Raw genomic sequence first — 24207 nt, 5'->3', positions numbered from 1 at the left:
GAAGGAGACATTTCAATGAAGAAATCACTGCAAATGGGAACCCGCGTGGCCCTCGGGCTGAGCGCGGCTGCCGCGCTCGCGCTGACCGGTTGCTCGGGCTCGGGCGAATCCTCCGCTGAATCAGCTCCGCTCGAAGCCCCTTTCGGCGACACGACGCCCGCCGCGGCGGGCCCGATTGATTCCGTCACCTGGATGCTGGGCAGCGAGCCCACCACCATGGATTCCGACATCGACGCCACCACCGCCGACGACACCGTGCTCGCGAACGTCTGCGACCGGCTCATGCAGGTGCAGCCCGATCTGACGCTCGGCAACGGCATCGCGTCCGAAGCGGAGTGGGTCGATGACACGCACGTCGTGTTCACGATCCGACAGGATGCGACCTTCCACGACGGGAGCCAGGTCTCGACCGGCGACGTGCTCTGGAGCATGCAGCGACATGCTGCAGAGGGCGCAGCGGAATCCGACGAATATCAGAACGTCGTTTCGATGGAGCAGACCAGTGACGACCAGATCACGGTGACGATGACGCAGCCAGACGCGATTTTCCTGCAAGCGATGGCCGGCGACGGCGGGATCGTGTGGAATCCACGCGTGATCGAGGCCGAGGGCGATGACTTCGGCGGACCCGGCTCCGCTTCAGCGTGCAGCGGCCCCTACCAGATCACCGCGTGGGAGCCGGGATCCCAGCTCACGATCGAGAAGTTCGACGGATACTGGAACACCGACATCGATGCGAGCGCCGAGCAGGTCGTCTTCCGCTGGGCAGACGAATCGGCTATCGCCAACAGCCTCACGGCAGGAGAAGCGCAGGGCGCGTACCTGGAGAACGCCGGATCGGCTGCCGCCTTCGCGCAGAGCGCCGACGTCTCGGTCTTCCAGGGGCCCTCGACGAACGCGTGGGTGCTCGAGACGACCGACCGAGGGATCTTGACCGAAACCGATGTGCGAAGGGCGCTCTCCCTCGCCCTCGACCGTGAGGGCATCGCAGCCGCGGCCTTCGGTGGATTGGCGCAACCGTGGAAGACCCCGGTGGGTGCAGGAGCCTGGGGGTACGAGGTCGAGGCGTTCAAAGCGGCGTTCGACGAGCTCGACGGCGCGCCCGCCAAACCCGATGCAGGTGATCTCGCGCAGGCCGAGCAGCTCATCACTGACGCTGGCGTCGCAGGCGAACAGGTCGTCATCGCATCGAACGGGTCCTCCTCGCATAATGTGATCGCCAACGCCCTGGTCGCCGCGGCGAAGAGCATCGGGCTCGAGGCGGAGATCCTCGTGGTGCCGCAGGCGCAGTACGGCGACTTCTACTCCGACGCGGAGCTCCGAGGCCAAGCAGATCTCTGGCCTGACGAGTACTACATCTCGAAGAACGACCCGCTCGGCTTCTACAAGAACGGCAAATCGGATGCGAGCGTGAACTTCGGCGTCTTTCAGGATCCCGAGTACGACCGGATCGTCGACGAGGCGTACGCCGCGACCGACGATGCCGAGCGCGCCGAGCTCACCATCGACCTGCAGCAACGATGGGTCGAGAACGCCGTTTGGATTCCGGTCGTCGCCACGCCATCCACGCTGGTGATGTCTGACGCGGTGACCGGAGTACCGTCCTCGGCGGCCTTCATCTACTACCCGTGGGCCGCCGACCTCGGAACGGCGGAGGGCTGATCCTGATGGTCCGCGCCCTGCGACGGGTCGGCGGCATGCTGCTGACCCTCGTGATCGCCTCCTTCATCATCTTCGCCGCGATGTACGCGGCGCCGGGCGATCCCGTCACCTTCCTCATCGGCAATCCTGAGAACCTCACCCCAGAACGCATCGCGAGCGTTCGAGCCCAGTACCACCTCGACGAGCCGCTGCTCGCGCAGTACTGGCACTGGGCGTCGGGCGTCGTCACCGGCGACTTCGGCCGCTCGTTCCAATATCACCAGCCGGTCGGCGAAATCCTCGCCGCGCGCGTGCCGATCACGCTCTCGCTCGTCGCGTACGCGTCGATCCTGCTCGCCATCGGCGGTATCGGGCTCGGCGTGCTCGCCGCGGTGCGCCGCGGAAAGCCCATTGATACCGCGATCGTCGGCGGTACGACCCTTGCCGCGAGCATCCCATCGTTCGTGCTCGGCATCGCGCTGGTGGCGCTCTTCGCCGTGCAACTGCGCTGGTTCCCGGTCGCGGGAGCGGGATCGGGCGGTGTCGAACGCGTCTGGGCGCTCACGCTGCCCGCCCTCACGCTCGCGATCGGCGCACTCGCCATCGTGAGCCGCGTCACCCGCCAGTCGATGATCGAGCAGCTTTCGTCGGAGCACGTCGAGGCGGCACGGGCGACGGGACTCGCGGAGCGCTTCATCGTGCGAGACCACGTGCTGCGCGGCTCGTGGGGGCCGATCATCACGATGGTCGCGCTCGTCATCGCCAGCATGATTGCGGGGACGGTAGCGGTGGAGACCGTCTTCGGCATCTCAGGCGTCGGCTCGCTGCTCGTCGACGCGATCAACACCCATGACTTCCCCGTCGTGCAGTCCGTGCTGCTCTTCATGGTCATCGCGTACATGGTCGTGACGACGATCGTCGACCTGCTGCTGCCCGTGCTCGACCCTCGCATCAATCGAACGGCGGTGTCCGCATGACCGCACTGATTCTTCCGCGACTGCAGAGCAAACGACGGCGCAGCACTGCGCTCGGCACGTGGGTCTCCGCAGCTCTTCTCGCGCTCGTGGCCTTGGCCGCTCTGCTCGGCCCCGTACTCACTCCCTACGACGCCGACGAAATCGACTTCGCCGCGATCTGGGCCGGGCCAGGTGGCGGTCACCTGCTCGGCACCGACCAGCTCGGGCGCGACCTGTTCTCCCGTCTGCTCATCGGGGCCGGTGAGACGCTCATCGGGCCGATACTCCTCTTGGTGCTGGCCACGGTGCTCGGCGTCACCATCGGTGTAGTCGCCGCGTGGCGGGGCGGCTGGGTCGACACGCTCCTCGCCCGCATCACCGATGTCATGTTCGCCTTCCCCGGCCTACTCTTCGTTGTGCTGGTCATCGCCGTTTTCGGCAAAGGGCCGGTGACGGCGATCTTCGCCCTCGCCCTCGCGTACGCTCCTGTGATCGCGAAGTACACTCGCAGCCTCGCCCTGAGCGAGATCGCGCGCCCGTACGTGGACGCCTACCGGGTACAGGGCATGGGCGGGATCAGCATCTGCCTCCGCGCCATCGTGCCGAATCTGCTCCCAGCGCTCGTCGGCTACCTCGTCGTGCTCTTCGGGGAAGCGCTCATGAGTCTCGCAACGCTCAGCTTCCTCGGGTTCGGTGCGCAGCCGCCCAGCTCGGAGTGGGGGCTGATGGTCCAAGAAGGGCAGGCGGGCATCATCCAGGGTCACTTCCTGCCCACGCTCATCCCCGGCGCCGCCATCGCCCTCGTAGTGATCGCCGTCAACATCATCGGCGTGCGTGTCGCCGACCGACTGCTCGCGAAAGGGTGAGCCGCATGCTCTTGGAAATCGAACAGCTGCACCTCTCGTTCGTCGCGGGCGACACTCCAGCTCATATTCTCACCGGCATCGACGTGGACATAGCACCCGGCGAGCTCATCGGGCTCGTCGGTGAATCCGGGTCGGGCAAGTCGACGACGGTGCGCGCCGCGCTCCGGCTCTACGGCGACGAGGCGGAGATCTACGGCCGCATTCTGCTGGATGGCGTCGACATGGTGCAGGCGGATGCGACGGAGCAGCGTCGCGTGCGGGCGTCATCGGTCGCGCTCGTGCAGCAGGATCCGCGAGCGGCGCTCAACCCAGTGCGCCGCATCGGGGATTCGCTCGCCGAGCGACTGGTCAAGGTGCACGGAATGCGTCGGGCCGAAGCCGACCAGCGCATCCTGTCGCTGCTCACCGAGGTCGGACTCACGCACCCTGAACGCCGGATGCGGCAGTACCCGCACGAACTCTCGGGCGGAATGCTGCAGCGCGTCGTCATCGCGGGAGCGCTGAGCACGGATCCGAAGCTCATCCTCGCCGACGAGGCAACGAGCGCGCTCGATGTGACGACGCAGGCCGAGATCATCGCGATGTTCCAACGCCAGATCCGCGAACGCGGGCTCGGCATGCTCTTCATCACGCACGACCTGCATCTCGCAGGAGCGATCTGCGACCGGATCCACGTGCTGCAGCGCGGAGAGATCGTCGAAACGCTGCAGCGTCCCGGTCTGTTCGACGCTGCATCGCACCCGTACACGCGCACGCTCATCGAGTCTGCGCCCGCTCTCGCTCGGAAGGGGCGCTCATGAGTCTCGTCGAAGTCGATGCCCTGCATCGAGTATTCCGCATGGCCCGCCGCACCGAGGGCGTGACGGCCGTGAACCGAGTCTCGTTCAGCATCGGCGCCGGAGAAGCGGTGGGGCTCGTCGGCGAGTCGGGATCGGGCAAATCGACGATCGCGAGGATTCTCGTGGGGCTGGAACGCGCCGATTCCGGCACGGCCACCATCGAAGGTCTCGACTGCCTGTCCCCCGCTCGCGGTCGCGCCGCGCGACTGCGTCGAGCACGGGCGGTGCAGATGGTCTTCCAGGATCCGAACGGGTCGCTGGACCGGCGGTTGCCGATCGGTGAGATGCTGCAGCGCACGCTCCGGATGCATGGACGTTCAGCTTCGGCGGTCGCCGCGCGTGCCGAGGCGCTGCGGCTCCTCGATCAAGTGCGGTTGAGCGAACGTCACGCGGCAGCGAAGCCGCACGAGCTCTCAGGTGGCCAACGTCAGCGGGCGGCGATCGCCCGCGCGCTCGCCGTGCAACCGAAACTGGTCGTGCTCGATGAAGCGGTCTCCGCTCTCGACGTCTCGGTCCAGGCTCAGGTGCTCGATCTGCTGGCCGAGATTCAGCGGGATTCCGGGGTCAGCTACCTCTTCGTGAGCCACGATCTCGCCGTGGTGCAGCAGCTGTGCCAGCGCACGCTCGTGCTGTTTCGCGGGGCGATCGTGGAGCAGGGCGTCACCGAGCAGGTGCTCGAGGACTCGCAGCACCCGTATACGCAACTCCTCATCGCGTCCACTCCCGGCGCCGATTGGGATCCGGAGCGCGTGGTGCGCGATCGCATGACGTTCACACAACGCATGGCGGTGCTGTCAGAGGAGTGACGCGTATGGGGCGGACGCCGTACGGGCGTGCGCCCCGATCACTCCCGATCGAGGCGCACGCCCGCGAGCGCGATGCCTGCGGCGAGCGCTCCGAGTGCCCCGACCGCCATATCGCTGATCGTGTCGTGGTACTCCACGAAGATGTCATCGCTGATGAAGACGAAGCCCGCCCACTCGATCATCTCCCAGACCGCCCCGAGCGCCAGTCCGAGCACGGGATACAGCACGATCGGCACGCGCTTGCTGAAGCCCGGGGAAGACGTTGCCGGCACGATGCTCCAGTGCCCGAGCAGCAGATAGGCCATCGGAACGAGCGCGCCCATGCAGACCACGTGCATGACGATGTCCCAGCCGTCGACCGTGCGATAGAGATCCACCACATTGCTCCACGCGGCGAGCAGCACGATGATCGAGAACGGAATGTCGAACGCGGCCCGCGCCCCGAGAAAGCGCGGCGCGACGAGCGCGGGCAGGGTCAGCGCCAGAATGCCGGCATCGGTGGGCTCGAGCCGGATCGCGGCGAAGACGACGCCGAGCAGCCCGGCGATGCGCAGCGCGTCGGCCAGATACTCGGCGAAGCTACTCGGAGGCCGGAGGAAGTTCTCTTTCATGCGTGGGCGGAGCCTTTCGGGAGGTGCACCTCGGCGAGCACGGGCAGGTGATCCGACGGCCAGCCGCCCAGCACGGGGTCGGCGATGATCCGGGCGCGATCCACCGCGATGTCAGCAGTGGTCACGATCCAGTCGAGCCGACGGCCCGGGCGCGGGGTGCGATAGTTCGCGTACGTGGCGTACTCGGGTGAGCGCCGCTCGCGTGCGGCGTGCCACGCGTCGCGCAGCGCATCCCCGGCGAGCAGGGCGGCGAGGGCCGACGAGCCCGGTCCGGTGTTGAAATCGCCGGTGAGGATCGCGGGGCCGGGTTCCGAGGCGATCATGTCGCGCAGGTGCTCGAGCGAGCGCTGCCGCGAGCGGGCGCTCAGCGGGTCGAGGTGCGTGTTGATGCAGCGGAATTCCACTGCGCTGGCCCGGTCGCGGAACCGCGCGTCGACCGCGATGCGGGGGAAGAGGTTGCCCCAGCTGCGCGAGCCGGCTCGGGTCGGGGTGTCGGAGAGCGCGAACTGCCGCCAGTCGAGCAGTTCGAGCCTGGTTCGGTCGTAGAACACGGGACAGCCCTCGCCGCCGCCGTCCGCAGCTCGGCCGTGCCCGACGAAGCGGTATCGCTCGCCGAGCGACTCCTGCACCCATCTCGTCTGGCTCGGCAGTGCCTCCTGCACGCCGAGCACGTGCGGGCCGGAGCCTCGGAGCTGCTGCCGCAGTCGATCGCGGCGCAGCTCCCAGCGGTCCGCGGGTCGAATCGCCCAGGGGTCTATGCGGCGACGGATGTTGGCGGTCATCACCCGGAGCTCGGTCACGATCGCGCCCTCCGAGGCGTCGGCACGCCCAATCGGTGCAGCACGCGGCGCAACGCCAGGCGGATCCACCGCACCGACGGGAAGTCGGCGGGCCAGTGCATGAGCACGGTGCGGAACGCCCATGCGGTGCGCCTGGCGAACCCGCCCACCGACGACAGCGGGCGCATCGACATGCCCATGACAGCGGCGCGCACGCGACGAATGCGATGCCGTTCGCCGAAGTGGTAGGCGAGGTCGAGGTCGTCATGGATGTCCGAGCGCAGATGCACCTCGTCGCGCACCGCGAGCCAGGCCGAGCGGCGGAAGCCCAGATTCGAGCCGAATACCGGAGTATGGCCGAGCGCCGGAGCGGTGGTCGCCACGTACATGCCGAGGTAGATCGCGGCCGCGACCCGGCGCAGTGGTCTCGGGCCGTCGATGAAGTGGGCGCTCCCCGTCACCACGGCGACGTCGGGCCGGGCGTCCAGCACTGCGGCGAGGGCCGCGATCCACGTCGCATCCGGCACGCAGTCCGCGTCGAGACGGAGCACGTAGTCGCTCGTCGCCACGTTGTAACCGGTGGCGCTCGCCGCAGGGATCCCCGGCGTTTCGCACGGGATGACGGCCGCCCCGGCCTCGCGAGCCACCCGCGCCGAATCATCACGGGAATTGTTGTCGACGACGATGAGCTCGTCGGGCGCGCGTGTCTGCGCGGCGAGCGCGGCGAGGCACCATCGCAGCAACTCGGCGTCGTCCTTCACGGGGATCACGACGGAGACGGTCGAGTGATGCACCCCGTTCACGCGCCACCCCCAGGCCCTCTGCTCGTCCTTTCAGCGTAGCGGCCTGGGCCGTCTCGCCCGCGCTCGGCTTCGCGCAGGGCGGCGAGCGGACGGGGGGCGAGCGGGCGGTGGCCGGGTGTCAGCGGAGCACTCGTACCGTGCACCGCGAATGCCGGCAACCCCGTGCGGAGATGCGCGGAACCGCCCTAACCTACTGCGTATGGTCGCCGAGAAGCGGAAACGGGTGGTCGTCGTCGGAGGCGCTGCGAGGGATCTCGCGCTCGGCGTCGCAGACATGCCGGAGGCGAATGGGACGGCGCCCGTTTCTCGCAGGAAGGAGCGGCTGGGCGGCAAGGGGGCGAACATCGCGGCCGACGTTCGGCAGCTGAACCCGGACTGCGCGGTGTCGCTGATCGCGGTGCTCGGGTCGGACCGCGCCGGTGACGCGGTACACGAGGACGCGCTCGACCTGCGCATCGACATGGCGTCGATGCAGCGCCGCGGTCGGACGGCGCTCATGATCGATGTGGTAACCGAGTCGGGGGAGCGCCGCGTGTTCGAGCACACGCCCCCGGAGGCGAGACTCACGGTCGAGGACGTGACCGCGGCGGAGACGATGCTCTCGGAAGCCCGAATCGTCGTGCTGCAACTGCATCAGCCCGCCGAGGCGCTCGTGCGCGCCGCCGAACTCGCGCCCGACGCTGTGATCGTGCTCGACGGCGGGGCCGACGGCGCCGATGCCGAGCGGTTGCTCTCGTTAGCGCACGTCGTGCGCGCGAACGCCGAGGAAGCCGAGATGCTCGCGAGGCGTTCGATCTCGGACATGAACGACGCGATGCGATCCGCCGCGGAGCTGCTGGACCGGGGCCCCGATGTCGTGTGCCTCGCAGTCTCAGGGTCGGGGGATCTCGTGGCGTGGCAGGGCGGATCGCAGTTCTTCCCGTTCGGCGAAACCTCGATCGTCGACCGCACCGGCGCCGGAGACGCCTATGTGGCTGGGCTCGTGACCGGCTTGCTTCGAGGGGAGACCCCGCCGCAGCTCGGCGAGCGGGCGTCTTCGGCGGCTGCGATCGCGGTGCAGCAGTTCGGCGGATTCACGCGGTTCGCGTGAGGCGTTCATCTCCGGCCGAGAGAGCGGCATCCGTGTACCGACGGGCTGATGCATTGGGCGTCCGCGACGAAGTCCTGCCGGCCGCTCGCATGGCGGCCTCCCAGCGCTCCTGACGCTCGCGCGCCATCTTCGCCAGGACCTCCCGCTGCTCCTCCGTCGGCAGCTCCGAAAACGGGTGTTCTGCGTACTCGATAGCCATGCGCTTGTTCAGCCTTTCCTGCAGTTCGATTAGAGCAATATGCGGAGCGTGCGGCATGAGGTTCATAGTCGGTTTCACGGTTTCTCTCGTTCTGGGCTTCTATGTTCGCCCGCCTGCGAGGAATCCGAGGAGTCCTGGCGCGGAACCGTGGGTCAGCGTATAATCGCGGGCCCGTAATTGCGCGGGGTGGGAGCAGGTCGGAGGGCGCAGATCGGACGCGTCGCACTCCGTCACATCGGAATGCGCACGGAGCGCGCGCTGTTAGCGTCGAGTGAACGCACCGCAGGGTGGCACGAATCGCGAAGGAGAGCTCATGACCCAGGCTGGACAGACCGCACGGACGCGCATCGGATCCTCCAATATCGACATCGCACCGCTTGCGCTTGGAGGCAATGTCTTCGGGTGGACGGCGGACCGCTCCACCTCGTTCGAAGTGCTCGACGCGTTCGTCGCCGGCGGCGGGGATTTCGTCGACACGGCGGACGGGTATTCGGCGTGGGCTCCGGGCAACTCGGGGGGCGAATCCGAGACCATCATCGGCGAGTGGTTCGCCGAACGCGGCAACCGGGATGCGGTGGTGCTCGCGACGAAGGTGTCCACGCACCCTGAGTACTCGGGCCTCGCCCCCGCGAACGTGCGCGCGGCTGCCGACGCCTCGCTGACGCGTCTGCATACGGATCGCATCGACCTCTACTACGCGCACTTCGACGACGCCGACACGCCTCTCGAGGAGACGGTCGCCGCGTTCTCGGAGCTCGTCGACGCGGGCAAGGTGCGGGCGATCGGCGTTTCGAACTACACGGCCGAGCGGGTCGCCGAGTGGTTCCGGATCGCGCGAGACGGCGGCTACCACCTGCCCGTGGCGCTGCAGCCGCACTACAACCTGGTCGAGCGCGACTTCGAGACGAACGGCCTGCGCGCCGTCGCAGAGCAGGAGGAGCTGGCGGTCTTCCCGTACTTCTCGCTGGCCAAGGGGTTCCTCGCCGGGAAGTACCGCGACGTCGACGACGCGACCGCCGAGGGTGCGAGCCCCCGCGCCGGCGAGGCCTCGCAGTACCTCGATGATCGGGGACGTGCCGTGCTGGCCGCGCTGGATGCCGCAGCGGACGCTCATGACGCACCGGTGGCCGCGGTATCTCTCGCCTGGCTGCGCCAGCAGCCCACGGTCGCCGCACCGATCGCGAGTGCGCGCAACCTCGAGCAGCTGCCCTCGCTGCTCGCCTCGCTCTCGCTGGAGCTGACGGCGGACGAGCTCGCGAGCATCACCGCGGCCTCGGCGTAAGCGAGATCGCCCGAGCGCGGGCGCGACGAGCCCGGTAGTGTGAGCGGCATGCGCACGTTCACACTGCCGGGCACCGATCTGACCGTTTCCGACGTCGTGCTGGGGCTGATGCGGATCCAGGGCAAATCGGACGACGAGGTGCGCACGCTGGTCAGCGCTGCGCGCGACGCGGGGATCAACTTCCTCGACCACGCCGACATCTACGGCGATCCGTTGCACGGCTGCGAGCGCCGCTTCGCCGAGGCGCTGCGGCTCACGCCCTCGGAGCGCGAGCAGTGGGTGATCCAGTCCAAGGCCGGCATCGTGAAAGACGGCCCGTACTTCGATTTCTCGTACACGCACCTCATGGAGTCGGTGCACGGATCGCTCGAGGCGCTCGGAACGGAGTACCTCGACATCCTGCTGCTGCATCGCCCCGACGCGCTCGTCGAGCCCGAGGAGGTCGCGCGGGCGTTCGACGAGCTCTCGGCGTCGGGCAAGGTGCGCGCTTTCGGCGTCTCGAACCACACGCCGCGCCAGATCGATCTGCTGCGGCGGTACGTGACGCAGCCGCTCGTCGCGAACCAGCTGCAGCTCTCGATCACGCACTCGCCGATCATCGCTCAGGGCATCGCCGCCAACATGCAGGGGCTTCCGCAGTCGGTCACACGTGATGACGGCGTGCTCGACTACTGCAGGCTCCACGACATCACGGTGCAGGCGTGGTCGCCGTTCCAGGCGAACTTCTTCGACGGGCCCTTCCTCGGGTCGGATCGCTATCCCGAGCTCAACGCGGTCATCGACCGCCTGGCCGCCCAGTACGGGGTTCCCGCCGAGGCGATCGCGGTCGCCTGGATCACGCGCCACCCGGCACGCATGCAGGTCGTGCTCGGCACCACCTCACCCGACCGCGTCACAGCTGCCGCGCAGGGCTCGGACATCACGCTGACCCGCGCCGAGTGGTACGAGCTCTTCCGTGCGGCCGGGTACACCGTCCCGTAGCCGAACTCCCTACCCGCCGAGGGCGGCGGCGATCCGCTCCGGTGCGAGCGCGGCGTCGATCGCGAGCTGCGCGGCGCCGAAGATCGCGGCGTTGCCCGCAGCGAGCGACGGAGCGATCGTCAGCTGCTCCGTGGAGAGCGGGATCGACCGCGCGTACACGACCTCGCGCACTCCGGCGACGAGGTGCTCCGCCGCCTGCGCCATGGTGCCGCCGATGACGATCGCCGACGGGTTCATGATGGAGACGCACGCGGTCAGCACCTCGCCGATGTCGCGCCCCGCCTGGCGAATCTGCTGGATCGCGTGCACGTCGCCGGCCTTCGCGAGCGCGACGACCTCGCTGGGGCGGTGCAGGGCGCGCTCCGGCGTGCTCAGCGCGCGGGCGAGCGCGCGCCCCGACGCGACGGCTTCGAGGCAGCCCCGATTGCCGCACGGGCAGGGCGTGTCGGCGGCGCGCGCGAGCGCGATATGGCCGATGTCGCCCGCGGCGCCATTGGCGCCGCGGCGGAGGGATCCGCCCGAGACGATCCCCGCCCCGATGCCGCTGGCGACCTTCACGAAGATCAGGTCGGTGACCCCGTTCCACGCGGTCGCGAGTTCGCCGAGTGCCATGATGTTGACGTCGTTGTCGACGAGTACCGGCGCGTCGATGCGGGCGCGGATGGCGGATGGGATGTCGAAGCGGTCCCACCCCGGCATGATCGGGGGGTTGATGGGGCGCCCGGTGGAGAACTCGACGGGGCCGGGAACGCCGATGCCCACGCCCGCGACCCGCGACAGGTCGAAGCCGAGGTCGGGCAGCAGCTCCTCAGCGGAGTCGAGGATCCAGGAGATCGCCGACTCGGGCCCGGAGGAGATCTCTCGCGGCGCCGATGTCTCTGCGAGCAGTTCGCCGCGCAGGTCGGTGACCGCGACACGCGCGTGCAGTGCGCCGAGATCTGCGGCGAGTACGACCCGGGCGCGCGGGTTGAAGGCGAGCTGAGCCGACGGGCGCCCGCCGGTGGAGGCGGCGTCGGCGACGGGGGCGATGAGGCCGAGGTCGATGAGCTGGTCGATGCGCTGCGCGACGGTGGGCCGTGAGAGCCCCGTGAGCTGAGCGAGATGCGCGCGCGTTCGCGGTTCGCCGTCGCGGAACAGCTGGAGCAGCCCGCCTGCGGAGGAGGCGCCGGGCTCGGGGGGCGCGGATGTCACGGTCACACTTTCAGTAAAGCACAGGTCCAACTTCGGTAACGGTTTGATTACTTATGAAGAATACTTGACAAAAGTACCGAGCCCGGAAACACAATGGACGCATGTCCCCGCAGACGATGGAGTCTCGCCGGGCACCGAGCGTCGCAATGCTCGGTGCCGGGTTCATGGCTCGCACCCACACCCACGCCGCCCGTCTCGTCGGCGCGCGCCTCGCGTCCCTCGCAGCGTCGAACCGCGAGAGCTCGGAGCGCGCCGCCGCCGCGCTCGGCTACGAGCAGGCGACGAGCGCTGAGCAGCTGCTCGCAGAGGCCCATGACGTCGTGCACGTCTGCACGCCGAACGCGAGCCACGTTGACTTCGCGCGGTCCGCACTCCGCTCGGGGTCGAACGTGATCTGCGAGAAGCCGCTCGCCACCTCGGCCGCGGACGCGCGCGAACTCGTCGAGCTCGCCGAGTCCGAACGCCTGGTCGGGGCAGTGCCCTTCGTGTACCGGTATCACCCGATGGTGCGCGAGGCGCGGGCCCGCATCGCGCGCTCGGCTCCCGGCGCAGTCGTCACGATCTCGGGTCAGTACCTGCAGGACTGGCTGCTCGGCGCTCAGGACGACAACTGGCGCGTGGCCGCAGAGGCGGGCGGTCCGTCGAGGGCCTTCGCCGACATCGGCTCCCACCTCGTCGACCTCGTGGAGTTCGTGAGCGGCGATCGCATCTCGCGCCTCGTCGCGACGACGCGCACCGTGCACGCCGAGCGCAATGGACAGCAGGTGAGTACGGAGGACGCGGTGGCGCTGACCCTCGAACTCGCCGGCGGGGGCATCGGATCGCTGCTCGTCTCCCAGGTCGCCCCCGGGCGCAAGAACGGCCTGGTGCTGGAGATCGCGGGAGCCGACGAGAGCGTGCGCTTCGAGCAGGAGGATCCGGAGCAGCTCTGGGTCGGGCGGCGCGATCAGTCACTGCTGCTGCGCCGGGACCCCGAGACGCTCTCGGCCGACGCGGCGCGGCTCTCGACGGTGCCCGCCGGCCACGCGCAGGGGTATCAGGACGCGTTCAACGCCTTCGTCGCCGACGCCTACGCCGCGACCGCGGGAGAGCGGCCCGAAGGGCTCCCCACATTCGCCGACGGGTATCGCGCGGCTCAGATCACCGACGCTGTGCTCGCCTCGGCGCGCGAGGGCCGCTGGGTGGAGGTGGGCGACGCATGGGCATGAACGACGCACCGATCCTGTCGGTCTCGGGCATCCGCAAGCAGTTCTTCGGCAACGAGGTGCTGCACGGCATCTCGCTCGATCTCGTGCCGGGCACCGTGCACGGGCTCGTCGGGGAGAACGGCGCCGGCAAGTCGACCCTGATGAAGATCGTCGCAGGGGTCTACCGGCGCGACGGCGGTGACGTGCGGCTCGACGGAGCAAGCGTCGACTTCGCCCACCCCGTCGAGGCTGCCGCTGCCGGCGTGGCCACCGTCTTCCAGGAGTTCAATCTGCTCTCCGACCGAACCGTCGCGCAGAACGTCTTCCTCGGCCGCGAGCCCCGCCGCCGCGGCCTCATCGACACCGCAGCGATGCGGCGCGCGACTGCAGAGCTGCTCGACGAGCTCGGCATCACGGGCATCGATCCGAACGCGCAGGTCGGCACGCTCACGGTCGCCGAGCAGCAGATTGTCGAGATCGTGAAGGCGCTCTCGGTCGAGGCGCGGGTCATCTCGATGGACGAGCCGACGGCGGCGCTCGCCGATCACGAGGTCGCGATCCTCTACCGCGTGATTCGGCGGCTTCGCGACCGGGGCGTCGCGATCCTGTACGTCTCCCACCGGCTCAAGGAGATCTTCGATCTCTGCGACACCATCACCGTGATGAAGGACGGGTCGCTGGTGTCGAGCGACCCGGTCGGGGCGCTGGATCAGCCGACGCTCGTGCGACGCATGGTCGGTCGGCCCATCAGCGCATTCTTCCCCGACCCGGTGCCCGGCACCGAGACCGGCGAGGTCGTCGTGCACGTGCGCGGCGGCGGGAACACGCAGCTCGACGGCATCGACCTCGACGTGCGCGCCGGCGAAGTGGTGGGCCTCTCCGGGCTGCAGGGCTCGGGACGCACCGAGCTCGTCGAGGCCGTCTTCGGCGCCGCTCCATTCACGCGCGGCACGCTGAAGATCGCGGGATCCGCCCGGTCCATCCGCGCTCCGCGCCAGGCCGTGCGGTTGGGCATCGCTCTCGTCACCGAGGACCGGAAGCGCACCGGCCTCGCACTGAACCAGTCGATTCTCGACAACGCACTGCTCGCGATCCGCAGCGTGTTCCCGCGGCGCACTCGCGCAGAGCGGGCGAGGGTGCCCGGCATGTTCGAGGCGCTCGAACTCGTGAGCCGCGGACCGAAGCAGGAGGTGCAGGCGCTCTCCGGCGGCAATCAGCAGAAGGTCGTGCTCGCGAAGTGGCTCGCCACCGAGCCCCGCGTGGTGCTCCTCGACGAGCCGACCCGCGGCATCGACGTCGGTGCCAAGGTCGCCGTGTACCGGCTCATCCGCGATCTGGCGAAGCGAGGGGTCGCGATCCTGCTCGTCTCGAGTGAACTCCCGGAGGTGATCGGAATGGCCGATCGAATTCTCGTGATGCGCGATGGCCGAATCGCCGGCGAACTGCCCGCGGGCTCGTCGGAGGAGGCGGTGCTGGCCCTCGCGACGGGCGCCGTCGCAGAGCGGGGGGCGGCATGAGCATCGCACTCCCCGCCCGACTGAAGCACCTCAGGCGCCTCGATACGACCGCGATCGTGTTCCTCGCGCTGATCGTCGTGCTCGTGCTGAGCGCGATCCTCGTCGCCACCGTCGGCCGAAACCTGTTCAGCCCCGGCAGCATCCGCGACATCCTCACCGGGATGAGCGTGCTCGGCTTCGTCGCCATCGGGCAGACCCTCGTGATCCTCGGCGGATCCCTCGATCTCTCCGTGCCCTACGTCGTCAGCCTCACCAGTCTCATCGCAGCGCAGACGATGAGCGGTGAGACGGGCATGGTGCTGCCCGGTGTGCTGCTCGCGCTCGGAGTCGCGGCGATCATCGGGCTCGCCAACGGCGTGATCGTCACCTACCTGAACGTGCACGGCTTCGTCACCACGCTCGGCGTCGGCCTCATGCTCAAGGGGTATCTCGACACCAACTACCAGGGCACGGCCGGTGAAGCGCCCTGGGCGTTCCAGCTCTTCGGCGCGACCGGCATCGGGCCGGTGCCCGTCTCCACGATCGTGATGCTCGCGCTCGCGGGCCTCGTCGCCTTCCTGCTCGCGCGCACCAGCTTCGGGCACCACCTGTTCGCCGTGGGCGGCAACGCGGAGGTCGCGAGACTCTCGGGCGTGCGCACCCGACGCCCCCTGATCTGGGCGCACGTGCTGTGCTCGGTCTTCGCGGGGATCGCCGGCCTGCTGCTCGCGAGCCGTCTCGGCGTGGGCAGCCCCACCGTCGGTGTTCAGGGCGGCTACGACCTGCTCTCGATCGCGGCCGTCGTGCTCGGCGGCACCCTGCTCGCAGGCGGGCGCGGATCGATCTGGGGCACCATCGGCGGCGTCGCGATCTTCGCGGTGCTCGACAACCTCATGAGCGTGCTGCAGGTGAACCCGTTCCTGAAGGACGTGGTGCGCGGTGCGGTGATCGTCGTCGCGGTCGCGATCTACTCGCGTCGCCGACTCGTCGCACGCCGCGAGCGCTTCACGCGCTCCGGGGAGGCGGCGCCCGTGCCCGCAGATGCCACGAGCGAAGGGGGATCGCGATGAGTGCAGCAGAACGCGGCCTGACCGATCCGAGCGTCACCCGGCCGGTCGAGACTCCGGCCGCAGCGCCCGCTCCCGGCGGTCTCGCCCGCCTCGCGCGGGCCGCCATCAGCCCGCGCGGCGCGGTCTACCTCTTGCTGCTGGTACTGCTCGTCGCCGTGGCGATCCTGAACCCCTCGTTCGCCGAGCCCGGCCAGCTCGTCCGCTACATCCAGCGCGTCGCCCCCATCGCCCTGGTCGCGATCGGCCAGTACTTCGTCATCGTGAGCGGCGAGTTCGACCTCTCGCAGGGATCGCTCGTCACCGCGCAGGTGGTGCTCGCGGGCACCCTGATCGGCCAGGACGACGCGAAGGTGATCCCGGTGCTGCTCCTGCTGATCGTGCTGGGCACCGTCGTCGGCATCGTGAACGGCCTCGTCACCACATTCCTGAAGGTGCCGTCGTTCATCGTCACCCTCGGCATGATGCTCGTGCTCTACGGCGGAGTGATGTGGTGGACGGGCGGGGCCGCGACGGGCAACCCCGCAGACTCGTTCCGCGAGATCGGGCGCGGCGGCGTCGACGGGCTGCCCGTCATCGGGCTGCTGCCCTGGGCGGTGCTGGTGCTCGCCGCGGTCGTTGCCCTCGCGGCGTGGCTCTCGAAGCGGCCCTTCGGGCGCACGCTCGTCGCGATCGGCGACAACGCGTCGGCCGGCGTCTTCGCCGGTGCATCGGTGTGGCGCACCAAGACGGCCGCGTTCGTCATCTCCTCCCTCTGCGCCACCGTCGCGGGCGTGCTGCTCGTCGGATACGCGGGCGTGCACCCCTCGGTGGGGCGCGGGTACGAGTTCATCGCGATCACCGCCGTCGTGCTCGGCGGTGTCGTGCTCGGCGGCGGCCGCGGCTCGGTCTGGGGAGCACTCGCCGGAGCCTTCGCACTCGAGACGCTGTTCACGCTGCTCAACTTCACCTCCGTGCCGTCGACGATGCGCGACGCCATCCAGGGCGCGATCATCATTGCGGCCGTCGCCTACTCGGGCGCGGCGTTCCGCGCTCGCCGCAAACGGCCCACAACCGGCCTCGGAGCGGTGGCGGACGCCGGCGCCCCGGGGCCCAGCACCCAAGAACCTCCCGGAACCTCCGGGCCGGACCCGACGGGGAGCACCCCGTCATCCGATCCCGCCGGCACCGCTGCCGCGCGGGGCGAACAGAAGAAGGAGAACCGATCATGAAACGATCGCTGAGCATTACGACGAGCCTCGTCGGTGCGGCGTCGCTGATCCTGCTCGCGGGGTGCACCACCGATCCGTCGGTGGAGAACTCCGCTGAAGAAGCACCCGCCGAGACGTCGGAATCGACCGAGTCGACCGAGTGGTTCGACCAGGAGCTCTTCGACAAGCAGGACGCGGAGCGCGGCGTGACGCCCGAGGGGCCCGAAGACGAGCCCTACCTGCAGATGATCAACCCCGAGATGAAGGACACCTCCGAGTTCGCATCGGACGGCGCCAAGAAGGTGTGCTTCGCGAACGCCTCGATCTCGAACCCGTGGCGCCAGACGGGCTGGATCACGATGAACGAGCAGCTGAAGGTGCTGCAGGAGTCGGGCGCGATCTCGGAGATGGAGACGCGGGACGCGAAGGACAGCGATGACACCCAGATCGCCGACATCGACTACTTCATCGCCGAGGGCAACTGCGACGGCTTCATTATCTCGCCGAACTCGACCGCCGCGATGACCCCGGCCGTGGAGCGCGCCTGCGAGACCGGCAAGCCGGTCGTCGTGTTCGACCGCGGTGTCGAGACCGATTGCGCGGTGACGTTCATCCACCCGATCGGCGGGTTCGCCTGGGGCATCGACACCGCCGAGTTCCTGATCGACAACCTCGAAGAGGGCGACAAGGTCATCGCGCTGCGCATCCTGCCCGGCGTCGATGTGCTCGAGCAGCGCTGGGCGGGAGCGGAGAAGCTCTTCGAGGAGGCCGGCATCGAAGCGGTCGACTACTTCTCCGGCGGCGACCCAGCCGAGATCAAGAAGATCATCTCCGATGAGCTGGCCAAGGGCGACGTGCAGGGCGTCTGGATGGACGCGGGCGACGGTGCCGTCGCCGCCATCGAGGCGTTCGAGGATGCGGGCAAGGAGTACCCCGTGATGACGGGCGAGGACGAGCTGAGCTTCCTCCGCAAGTGGGAGGAGACGGGCCTCACCGGTCTCGCGCCCGTGTACTCGAACTTCCAGTGGCGCACGCCGCTGCTCGCGCTCGAGAAGATCTTCGACGGCGAGGAGGTGCCCGCCGAGTGGGTGCTGCCGCAGAGCCCCATCACCGAGGAGGATCGCGGTGAGTTCCTCGAGCTCAACGAGGGCATGCCCGACGGGCACTACGCCAAGTTCGGCGGCGAGAACCTTCCGGGCTACCCGAAGGTCTGGCAGGATCGCCAGATCCCGTAGTCGGTCCGAGCGCCGGGGGAGGGTGCGCATAACGCGAGTCCCCCGGTGCTCCCGGATGCTCCCGCCCGAACGGCTCGGCACGAAAGGACGAACATGCGCAGAACGCTCGGCGTGAACACCTGGGTGTGGACCTCGCCGCTCGATGACGCCGCGCTGCTCACCATCGCGGAGCGCGCGCGACGCATCGGGTACGAGCTGCTCGAGCTGCCCGTCGAGACGCCCGGCGACTGGTCGCCCGCGCTCGCCGCAGAACGGCTCGGCGGGCTGAGCATGGGCGCGCGCGTCGTGGGTGCGATGGGCGAGGGGCGCGATCTGCTCGACGACCGGTATCGCGCGTCGACGCAGGCGTACCTGCGGCACTGCGTCGACGTCGCGGTCGCGGTCGGATCGCCGACGGTCGCAGGCCCCTTCACCGCCCGCACCGGGCGCGTGTGGCGCATGGACGCCGCGGAGCGCACTGCGGCGGTCGCGGCATGGCGCGAGGCGATCCGCCCCGTGGCCTCGTACGCCGCGGAGAGCGGAGTGACGCTCGCGATCGAGCCGCTCAACCGATATGAGACGAGCGTGATCAACACGGTCGATCAGGCTCTCGACGCGCTCGAGCCGTTGCTCGGCGACGCGGCGCCCGGAGCAAACGGGCTGGCGCTCGCACTCGACGCGTATCACCTGAACATCGAGGAGCGTTCCCCCGCCGCAGCGATTCGCGCGGCGGGGGCGCACCTCGCCGTCGTGCAGGTGTGCGGCAACGACCGGGGCCCCGCCGGGCCCGACCACACCGACTGGGACGCGTTCTTCGACGCGCTCGACGACGTCGACTACACCGGGCCGCTCACGCTCGAGAGCTTCACCGGCGACAACGACACCATCGCCACAGCGGCGTCGATCTGGCGTCCGCTCGCCCAGTCGCAGGATGCGCTCGCGCGCATCACCCACGATTTCCTCACCGACCACCAGCTGCAAAGGAGCGGCCGTTCATGAGCCAGGAAGCATCGCACCCCGTCACTCTGTTCACCGGGCAGTGGGCCGATATGCCGTTCGAAGAGGTCGCGCGCCGTGCCGCCGAATGGGGGTACGACGGGCTCGAGATCGCAGCATCGGGGGATCACCTCGACCTCGCCCGCGCCGACGAGGACGACGCCTACCTGCAGTCCCGGCTCGACGTGCTCGACCGTCACGGCCTCAAGGTGTGGGCGATCTCCAACCATCTCGCCGGCCAGGCGGTGTGCGACGACCCCATCGACTTCCGGCACCAGGCCATCGTGCGGCCCTACGTCTGGGGCGACGGCGACGCCGAGGGCGTGCGTCAGCGCGCCGCGGAGGACATGCAGCGGGCCGCTCGCGTCGCTCGGAAGCTCGGCGCAGACGTGGTGACCGGCTTCACCGGGTCGAAGATCTGGCCGTACGTCGCGATGTTCCCGCCGGTACCCGAATCGGTGATCGACGAGGGGTACGAGGATTTCGCGCGGCGCTGGATCCCGATCCTCGACGTCTTCGACGGGGAGGGCGTGCGGTACGCGCACGAGGTGCACCCATCCGAGATCGCGTACGACTACTGGACGACCGTGCGCGCCCTCGAAGCCATCGACCACCATGCGTCATTCGGCATCAACTGGGATCCGAGCCACCTGGTGTGGCAGGGCATCGACCCGATCGGGTTCATCGTCGACTTCGCCGACCGCATCTGCCACGTCGACTGCAAGGACACGCGACTGCGCCCGAAGACCGGGCGATCCGGCATCCTCGGATCGCACCTGCCCTGGGGCGACCCGCGCAGAGGGTGGGACTTCGTGTCGACCGGTCACGGCGACACCCACTGGGAGGACGGTTTCCGCGCGCTCAGCAGCATCGGGTACACGGGGCCCATCTCGATCGAATGGGAGGACGCCGGGATGGATCGCCTCCACGGCGCCGCCGAAGCGGTCGAGCGGATCCGCACCCTCCTCTGGAAGCGGCCGACGGCGTCCTTCGACGCGGCGTTCTCGAACCCGTAGGGGCGGCGCCCGCGCTGCCGATCCTCTGCGCCGCCGCCGACCGCCGCCTTCGCCTGCCGCCGCGCCCCGCCGCCCCTTCACTCTTTTCGGGAGCGGGGTCACTTCGGGAGGGTGTCGGCGCAGATTTGGTGTGCGACACACTCCCAAAGTGACCCCGCTCGCAGGAGAAGGGGAGAGTTCGCCGCGCGTGGGAGAATCTACGGGTGAACGACGCAGCGCCTCAGGCCGAACCGACTCCCGAGCGCTCGACCTCCGGAGTCGGGCCGTGGCCCGGCGGCCGCGACGCCTGGCCCACCGAATCGCACTACGACGCCGAGCTGCTCGAGCACGGCGACACCCGCAACGTGGTCGACCGCTACCGGTACTGGAACATGGCCGCGATCGTCGCCGATCTCGACGAGCACCGGCACCCGTTCCACGTCGCCATCGAGAACTGGCAGCACGACATGAACATCGGCTCCATCGTGCGCAGCGCGAACGCGTTCGCAGCCGACACCGTGCACATCGTCGGGCGGCGGCGCTGGAACAAGCGCGGCGCGATGGTGACCGACCGGTACCAGCACGTCGAGCATCGCGAGGATGTCGCGGCCCTCGTCGAATGGGCGCGGGGCGAGGGGATCCCGATCATCGCGATCGACAACGTGCCGGGCTGCGTACCCATGGAGACCTTCGACTGGCCGGAGCGCTGCGTGATGCTGTTCGGGCAGGAGGGCCCGGGGCTCACCGCGGAGGCGATCACCGCCGCTGACGCGGTCGTCGAGATCACGCAGTACGGATCGACGCGCTCCATCAACGCCTCGGCCGCCGCGGCGGTGTCGATGTTCAGCTGGGTGCAGCAGCACTCCCCGCTCCGTCCCCGGTAGGTGCGCGCGGCGCTCGCCCGCCTAGTGCCCGCCACCCGTGTACGGGCCGGTCGCCGCGAGCCGCTCCAGATGCGCGGGGAGGGCGAAACGCGGATCCCACCCCGTCACCGCATCGAGGTCGTCGCCGGCGGCGAGCTGCGCAGCCCATTCGCCGAGCTGAGGCGAGAACTTGAAGCCGTGGCCCGAGAGGCCGGTGACGGTGACGACACGTCCGCTCGCGCTGCGGTCGACGACGGGCAGGCGATCCGGTGTGTAGGCGCAGTGGTGCACGCTCTGTCGCACCGGCTCGGGGTTGATCTCCGGGAAGAGCTCGGCGGCGCGCTGGCCGATCTTGATGAGTTCGGCCCGCGTGTGCGACACCGGCACCTCGTCCACGTCGCGGTACACCGGCCACTCCGGGTTCGTGCACGCTTTGAACGAGTATCCGTCGAAGCTTGGAGCGCCGAAGAAGTGGATCGGCCCGACGTCGCGCAGGAACGCGGGGAACCGCTCGGGCACGAACTGCTCGGCGTGCCTCGGCATGAACCAGGTGAGTCCGAGCACCTGCAGTCGCAGCAGATCGTGCAGGTCGGGGGAGAGCCGGGTCGACCAGGATCCGGATGCCACGACCACCGATCGCGCGAGCCAGGCGCCCTGCGGGGTGCGCACCACGACGCCGTCGCCGCGCTCTTCGATCTCGAGCACGGGCGTGTTGAAGTGCAGCTCGGCGCCGTTCGCCTCGGCGAGGTCGAGCGCCGACATCACGGCGACCTCGGGGCGCAGGCCGCCCCCGTGGGCGTCGAGCAGCCCCACGTCCCCGTCGGCGATGCGGTGCTGCGGGTACTCGGCGCGCAGCTCCTCGGTGCTGAGCAAGCGGTGGGGGATGTCGAACTGCCGCACCGTTCCGATCGCGGTGACGAGATCGGGAAACCCCTCGGGGGCGATGCTCAAGCAGCCGACCTCGGCGTAGATGTCGCGACCCGATTCCCGCTCCAACTCGCGCCAGAGTGCGCGGGAGCGCTGAATCATGCGGACGTACGTGCCGCCCTCGTGCACTGCGGTGCGGAAGACGCGCGATTCGCCCGCGTACGAGCCGTGCGAGTGCACGCGCCCGTACTGCTCGATGCCGACGACGCGAAGGCCTTCGCGCTTGCTGAGCTGCCACAGGGCCATCGAGCCCACCGTGCCGGCGCCGATCACGATCACGTCCGTGTGCTGCAGATCCATCAGTCCTCTATCTCGTGTTGGGGCGGGGCTCGTGCGGTGTTCCGGGTCGCCTAGGCGAGCGCGGGCGCTTCCCACAGGTTGAGCTTCGTGCCGATCCCGTCGCGCACCGCATTCCGGTACACCCGCGTCGCCCAGGCGACGTCCTCGACGGGCATGCCGCCCACCGAGTAGATGAAGATCTCGTCGTCATCGCCGCGGCCGGGTGTCACGCCGCGGATGATCTCGCCGACGTCCTCGAACTGCTCGGGTGCCATGCGTCCGTCGCGCACGCGATCGACGAGGTGGATGCCCCAGATGCCGACGGTCTCATGGGCGGGCTCGGGGAGCTCCTCGGCCCAGGCCTGGTAGATCTTCCGAGCATCGGCGACGTGTCGGGAGCGCTTCACGAGCGACTCCTCGACGGCGAGGTGCGCCGAGCAGCAGATGAAGGCGCCGGGTTTCACCCATTCGTCGCGCACGAGCGGGTAGTGCTCCGAGCCCGACGGGCTCGGCACGGCGATGCTCACGATGTCGGATCCGCGCACCGCCGCCTCGAAGCTGTCGACCTGCTCGACGACGAGGTTCGGGAATCTCTCCACGGTCCAGGTGATGAAGGCGTCGACGCCGCCCTGGCTGCGGCCGAAGACGCGCACGGTGTCGATTCCGGGCCGCACGGCGAGGAACGACTCGAGTGAGGTGCGGTTCATGGGTCCGGGGCCGACGATGCCGACCACGCGTGCGTCCTCACGCGCGAGGGTGCGGGCGCCGACGCCGGGGATCGCGCCGGTGCGGTACGCGCTGAGCAGGTTCGCCGACATGATGGCGAGGGGCGCGCCCGTGTCCTTGTCGCTGAGCGTGAACATCAGGATCGAGCGCGGCAGGCCGCGCTCCTTGTTCGCCACGTTCGAGCCGTACCACTTGCACCCGGCCGCCTGGTAGTCGCCGCCGAGGTAGGCGGGCATCGCCATGAAGCGGCGATCCGGGCCGTCCACCGGCATCCCGGGGAACGTCTCCTCGGCCGGGAAGAAGATCTGCGCACCGTGCGAGTTGTTCTCGGTGCCGGCCATCCGGTAGTCGCCCGCCGCGAAGAGGCCGAGCATGTCCGACATCGTGTCGACGCAGGCCGCCATGTCGGTGACTCCGGCGCGAATCATGTCGGGTTCGCTGAGATACAGGAAGTCGATCCGGGTGTCGTTCGCGACTTCGCTGGTGGTCTGGGGGTGCGGCACGTCGGTGTGTCCCTTCGATCGTGCCCGGCTGCGGCGCTCGGGCGGGCCCGCACGGGGCGGGTGCGGGTGGGTCAACCCTAGAACTATCCAATTGGATAGTCAAGCGCGCGGGGCATTCGGGGAGTTCCGGATCGCCGCCGCTCCGCGCTCAGTCGGCGCTCTGGGCCTGTGCGACCAGAGCGCGCAGTCGCGCGAGCGCCGGCTCGACACTCTCGGGCAGCACCAACTGCTTGAACACGATGCCGTCGAGCGTGAACCAGATGAGCTCGGTCAATGGCGCGTCGTGCACCCCCAGGCGCGCGAGCTGCCGGGAGATCGCCTCGCGATACGCGAGATAGTGGCGCTCGGCGAGCGGGCGGAGCTCGGGCCTCCTCCGCGACTCGAGCAGCAGCTCGTACTGGAAAGCCTGAGAACCGCTCTCGCGATCCGCCAGTGATTCGATGCCCTCCGCGAAGGTCTCAGCGGTCAGTGCATCGCCGACCATGTTCGAGCCTCTGAGGCTCTCATCGATCGCGTACTCCATCGCTTCGGCGATGAGTTGATCGCGCGTTCCGAAGTGGTGGCGCACCAGCCCGTGCGAGACCCCGGCTTCAGCGGCGACCGCGCGGTAGGTGAGCGCGCGGAGGCCGCCGGCAGCGACGACCACCACGGTGGCGCGCAGCAGCGCCTCACGGCCCGAAAGGTCTGTCATGCTTCCGAGCGTACCGTCGCACCGCCGTG

The 24207-nt window shown here is 69.2% G+C and carries 23 protein-coding genes; 16 read left to right on the top strand and 7 right to left on the bottom strand.

What is annotated here, in order from left to right:
• The first annotated feature begins 15 nt into the window (after positions 1 to 15).
• From PQI23_RS12505 to PQI23_RS12485, 5 genes are read left to right on the top strand one after another with little or no spacing between them, the layout of a single operon-like run.
• Positions 16 to 1662, top strand: coding sequence for an ABC transporter substrate-binding protein (locus tag PQI23_RS12505; protein ID WP_339975020.1), 1647 nt, complete (start codon positions 16 to 18; stop codon positions 1660 to 1662).
• 5 nt (positions 1663 to 1667) lie between these two features.
• Positions 1668 to 2618, top strand: coding sequence for an ABC transporter permease (locus PQI23_RS12500; protein ID WP_339975018.1), 951 nt, complete (start codon positions 1668 to 1670; stop codon positions 2616 to 2618).
• On the top strand, positions 2615 to 3463 hold the full coding sequence (locus PQI23_RS12495; protein ID WP_339975016.1) for an ABC transporter permease: 849 nt from the start codon (positions 2615 to 2617) through the stop codon (positions 3461 to 3463). Before PQI23_RS12500 ends, PQI23_RS12495 begins: the two co-directional genes overlap by 4 nt.
• Before the next feature lie 5 nt (positions 3464 to 3468).
• Entirely contained in the window at positions 3469 to 4263 is a 795-nt protein-coding gene (locus tag PQI23_RS12490; RefSeq protein WP_339975014.1) for an ABC transporter ATP-binding protein, read from the top strand.
• Positions 4260 to 5108: an ABC transporter ATP-binding protein gene (locus PQI23_RS12485; protein WP_339975012.1), complete on the top strand. Its 849-nt coding sequence runs from the start codon at positions 4260 to 4262 to the stop codon at positions 5106 to 5108. Before PQI23_RS12490 ends, PQI23_RS12485 begins: the two co-directional genes overlap by 4 nt.
• Positions 5109 to 5146: 38 nt before the next feature.
• Here the strand turns inward: PQI23_RS12485 and PQI23_RS12480 are convergent, their stop codons facing one another.
• Genes PQI23_RS12480 through PQI23_RS12470 form a run of 3 tightly spaced genes read right to left on the bottom strand, consistent with a single transcriptional unit; the run spans position 5147 to position 7301 of the window.
• Positions 5147 to 5719 (bottom strand): hypothetical protein, encoded by a 573-nt coding sequence (locus PQI23_RS12480; protein ID WP_339975010.1) that lies wholly within the window; start codon positions 5717 to 5719, stop codon positions 5147 to 5149.
• Positions 5716 to 6519, bottom strand: a complete 804-nt coding sequence (locus PQI23_RS12475) for an endonuclease/exonuclease/phosphatase family protein (protein ID WP_339975008.1) — start codon at positions 6517 to 6519, stop codon at positions 5716 to 5718. Before PQI23_RS12475 ends, PQI23_RS12480 begins: the two co-directional genes overlap by 4 nt.
• On the bottom strand, positions 6516 to 7301 hold the full coding sequence (locus PQI23_RS12470; protein WP_339975006.1) for a glycosyltransferase family 2 protein: 786 nt from the start codon (positions 7299 to 7301) through the stop codon (positions 6516 to 6518). Before PQI23_RS12470 ends, PQI23_RS12475 begins: the two co-directional genes overlap by 4 nt.
• Before the next feature lie 199 nt (positions 7302 to 7500).
• Here PQI23_RS12470 and PQI23_RS12465 point away from each other — a divergent pair, with 199 nt between their 5' ends.
• From PQI23_RS12465 to PQI23_RS12455, 3 genes are all read left to right on the top strand, one after another.
• A complete protein-coding gene (locus tag PQI23_RS12465) occupies positions 7501 to 8391 on the top strand; it encodes a PfkB family carbohydrate kinase (RefSeq protein ID WP_339975005.1) in 891 nt (296 codons plus the stop codon).
• Positions 8392 to 8903: 512 nt separating this feature from the next.
• Complete coding sequence (locus PQI23_RS12460) at positions 8904 to 9872, top strand: aldo/keto reductase (protein WP_339975003.1); 969 nt, start codon at positions 8904 to 8906, stop codon at positions 9870 to 9872.
• Positions 9873 to 9920: 48 nt separating this feature from the next.
• A complete protein-coding gene (locus PQI23_RS12455) occupies positions 9921 to 10853 on the top strand; it encodes an aldo/keto reductase (RefSeq protein WP_339975001.1) in 933 nt (310 codons plus the stop codon).
• A 9-nt stretch (positions 10854 to 10862) separates the two neighbouring features.
• Here the strand turns inward: PQI23_RS12455 and PQI23_RS12450 are convergent, their stop codons facing one another.
• Positions 10863 to 12050: an ROK family transcriptional regulator gene (locus tag PQI23_RS12450; RefSeq protein ID WP_339974999.1), complete on the bottom strand. Its 1188-nt coding sequence runs from the start codon at positions 12048 to 12050 to the stop codon at positions 10863 to 10865.
• A gap of 95 nt (positions 12051 to 12145) precedes the next feature.
• Between PQI23_RS12450 and PQI23_RS12445 the strand changes: the two genes are divergently transcribed.
• The 8 genes from PQI23_RS12445 (at position 12146) to PQI23_RS12410 (ending at position 21073) form a co-directional block, all read left to right on the top strand.
• Positions 12146 to 13252, top strand: coding sequence for a Gfo/Idh/MocA family protein (locus PQI23_RS12445; RefSeq protein ID WP_339974998.1), 1107 nt, complete (start codon positions 12146 to 12148; stop codon positions 13250 to 13252).
• Positions 13249 to 14748, top strand: coding sequence for a sugar ABC transporter ATP-binding protein (locus PQI23_RS12440; RefSeq protein WP_339975060.1), 1500 nt, complete (start codon positions 13249 to 13251; stop codon positions 14746 to 14748). Before PQI23_RS12445 ends, PQI23_RS12440 begins: the two co-directional genes overlap by 4 nt.
• The gene (locus tag PQI23_RS12435) at positions 14745 to 15797 is read left to right on the top strand and encodes an ABC transporter permease (protein ID WP_339974996.1); all 1053 of its coding nucleotides are present in this window, start codon (positions 14745 to 14747) and stop codon (positions 15795 to 15797) included. Before PQI23_RS12440 ends, PQI23_RS12435 begins: the two co-directional genes overlap by 4 nt.
• The gene (locus PQI23_RS12430) at positions 15794 to 17005 is read left to right on the top strand and encodes an ABC transporter permease (RefSeq protein ID WP_339974995.1); all 1212 of its coding nucleotides are present in this window, start codon (positions 15794 to 15796) and stop codon (positions 17003 to 17005) included. Before PQI23_RS12435 ends, PQI23_RS12430 begins: the two co-directional genes overlap by 4 nt.
• The gene (locus tag PQI23_RS12425) at positions 17002 to 18219 is read left to right on the top strand and encodes a substrate-binding domain-containing protein (RefSeq protein WP_339974993.1); all 1218 of its coding nucleotides are present in this window, start codon (positions 17002 to 17004) and stop codon (positions 18217 to 18219) included. Before PQI23_RS12430 ends, PQI23_RS12425 begins: the two co-directional genes overlap by 4 nt.
• A gap of 93 nt (positions 18220 to 18312) precedes the next feature.
• Positions 18313 to 19197, top strand: coding sequence for a sugar phosphate isomerase/epimerase family protein (locus PQI23_RS12420; protein WP_339974991.1), 885 nt, complete (start codon positions 18313 to 18315; stop codon positions 19195 to 19197).
• Entirely contained in the window at positions 19194 to 20210 is a 1017-nt protein-coding gene (locus PQI23_RS12415; RefSeq protein ID WP_339974989.1) for a sugar phosphate isomerase/epimerase family protein, read from the top strand. Before PQI23_RS12420 ends, PQI23_RS12415 begins: the two co-directional genes overlap by 4 nt.
• A gap of 203 nt (positions 20211 to 20413) precedes the next feature.
• Complete coding sequence (locus tag PQI23_RS12410; RefSeq protein ID WP_339974987.1) at positions 20414 to 21073, top strand: TrmH family RNA methyltransferase; 660 nt, start codon at positions 20414 to 20416, stop codon at positions 21071 to 21073.
• 21 nt (positions 21074 to 21094) lie between these two features.
• Here the strand turns inward: PQI23_RS12410 and solA are convergent, their stop codons facing one another.
• The 3 genes from solA to PQI23_RS12395 all read right to left on the bottom strand — a co-directional run bounded on the left by solA (position 21095) and on the right by PQI23_RS12395 (position 24178).
• Positions 21095 to 22279, bottom strand: a complete 1185-nt coding sequence (gene solA, locus PQI23_RS12405; RefSeq protein ID WP_339974985.1) for an N-methyl-L-tryptophan oxidase — start codon at positions 22277 to 22279, stop codon at positions 21095 to 21097.
• 50 nt (positions 22280 to 22329) lie between these two features.
• The gene (locus PQI23_RS12400) at positions 22330 to 23487 is read right to left on the bottom strand and encodes a tyramine oxidase subunit B (RefSeq protein ID WP_339974983.1); all 1158 of its coding nucleotides are present in this window, start codon (positions 23485 to 23487) and stop codon (positions 22330 to 22332) included.
• 148 nt (positions 23488 to 23635) lie between these two features.
• Positions 23636 to 24178 carry a TetR/AcrR family transcriptional regulator gene (locus PQI23_RS12395; RefSeq protein WP_339974981.1) on the bottom strand — a complete coding sequence of 181 codons (543 nt, stop codon included), beginning with the start codon at positions 24176 to 24178 and terminating at the stop codon, positions 23636 to 23638.
• Positions 24179 to 24207: the final 29 nt, after the last annotated feature.

Source organism: Leucobacter sp. USCH14 (assembly GCF_037619215.1).
In the GTDB taxonomy this organism is placed as follows: Bacteria; Actinomycetota; Actinomycetes; order Actinomycetales; family Microbacteriaceae; genus Leucobacter.
The sequence above is the reverse complement of the archived record's forward strand: the minus strand, read 5'-3'. Positions and strand labels throughout refer to the sequence as shown.